This window comes from Streptomyces sp. NPDC060027 (assembly GCF_042737005.1).
Classification (GTDB): domain Bacteria; phylum Actinomycetota; class Actinomycetes; order Streptomycetales; family Streptomycetaceae; genus Streptomyces.
Genome location: NZ_JBHWVI010000447.1, coordinates 1 through 1,615 on the forward strand (window position 1 = coordinate 1; position 1,615 = coordinate 1,615).

Sequence of the window (1,615 nt, forward strand, 5' to 3'; positions counted from 1 at the left end):
GCCTAATAGGCGTTTAGGGCTGGGAGTTGGATCAGCTCTGGGCAGGGGCCGAGCGAGATGTCTTGCTGTATGCCGCGCTTTGAGTGCTTCGACAAGAGTGACGCGTGCGCGGCCCCTGCCGCTTGGGACGCGACCGTCGTAGCGTGCCGTGGTTCGAGCCGTTCTCAGGGCCACCTCTTGATCAGCCGGAGTCGTGGAGCTCTTCACGAGAGCGAGGACCCTGAGAACAGCTGGGGCCACGGACGGCTGATGGGGTGGTGCGCCGGCGAGCGCTTCTATTAGGTCGCCGAGTGGTCCTGCCGCGGCTCGACGCCGGCGGACAGCGACGTATCGAAAAGAGGCGTGCATGCTGGTGACCTGCGGAATCGACTGGGCCGAAGACCATCATGACGTGGCGGTCGTTGACTCCGAGGCTCGTCTGCTCGGCAAGCTCAGGGTCAGCGACGACGCGTCGGGCTTCCAGGACCTGCTGCGTCTGCTCGCCGAACACGGCGACACTCCCGACGATCCGATCCCGATCGCGATTGAGACCTCGCGCGGGCTCATGGTGGCCTGCCTGCGGGCCTCCGGGCGCCAGGTGTTCGCGATCAACCCAATGGCCGTGGCACGCTACCGGGACCGGCACGCCGTCTCCCGCAAGAAGTCCGACCACCAGGACGCCGTCGTCCTGGCGAACATCCTACGGACCGACGCAGAGCTTCACCGGCCTCTGCCGGGCGACTCTGAGCTGGTCAAAGCGATCGCCGTCCTCGCCAGAGCCCAGCAGGACGCGGTCTGGGACCGCACCCGAGCCCACAACCGCCTGCGCTCGCACCTGCGCGAGTACTACCCGGCAGTCCTCGAAGCGTTCGCCGACAAGCGCGAGAGGCTTCTGGCGCGAGAGGCTCGCGCGGTTCTGGCGATCGCGCCCACACAGGCCGAGGCCGCCAAACTTGCCCGCAGCAAGCTCAGGGCCGCCGTCACACAGGCCGGCCGCCAGCGCCGGATCGAGGCCGAGACCGACCGCCTGCTCGAGGTATTCCGCCGGACCTGGCTTCGTCAGCCGGCTCTGGTGGAAGCGGCGATGGGGCACCAAACACTTGCCTTGCTCGCCCAGCTCGAAGCGGCCTGCAAGGCCTGCGACGAGCTGGCAAGCGCCACCGAGGAGCTCTTCCTCCAGCATCCCGACGCGGAGATCATCACGAGCTTCCCGGGCCTCGCGGTGCTGACCGGCGCCCGGCTACTCGCCGAAATCGGCGACGACCGCACACGGTTCGACACAGCCCGCGATCTGAAGGCTTACGCCGGAAGTGCCCCCGTTACGCGCGAGTCCGGCAAAAGCCGCCGCGTCAGCCACCGCCGGATCAAGAACAGTCGTCTGGCCGCAACCGGCCGGCACTGGGCTTTCGCCGCACTCACTGCCTCAACCGGCGCACACGACCACTACAACCGTCGGAGAGAGACCGGCGATCGCTACTACGCGGCTCTCCGAAACCTTTTCAACCGCATGCTCGGCCAGCTCCACCACTGCCTGACAACCCGCCAGAGGTTCGACGAAGCGATCGCATTTGCCCCGCCGAAACCATCACCACTCGCCACAGCTGCTTGACCCGATAGCTGCATGGGGTGTCTTGTC

At 67.0% G+C, this 1,615-nt stretch carries 1 protein-coding gene; it reads left to right on the forward strand.

The features are described from left to right. Positions 1-346 precede the first annotated feature (346 nt). Positions 347-1,588, forward strand: coding sequence for an IS110 family transposase (locus tag ACFWBT_RS42890; RefSeq protein ID WP_385710243.1), 1,242 nt, complete (start codon positions 347-349; stop codon positions 1,586-1,588). The last annotated feature ends 27 nt before the right edge of the window (positions 1,589-1,615 follow it).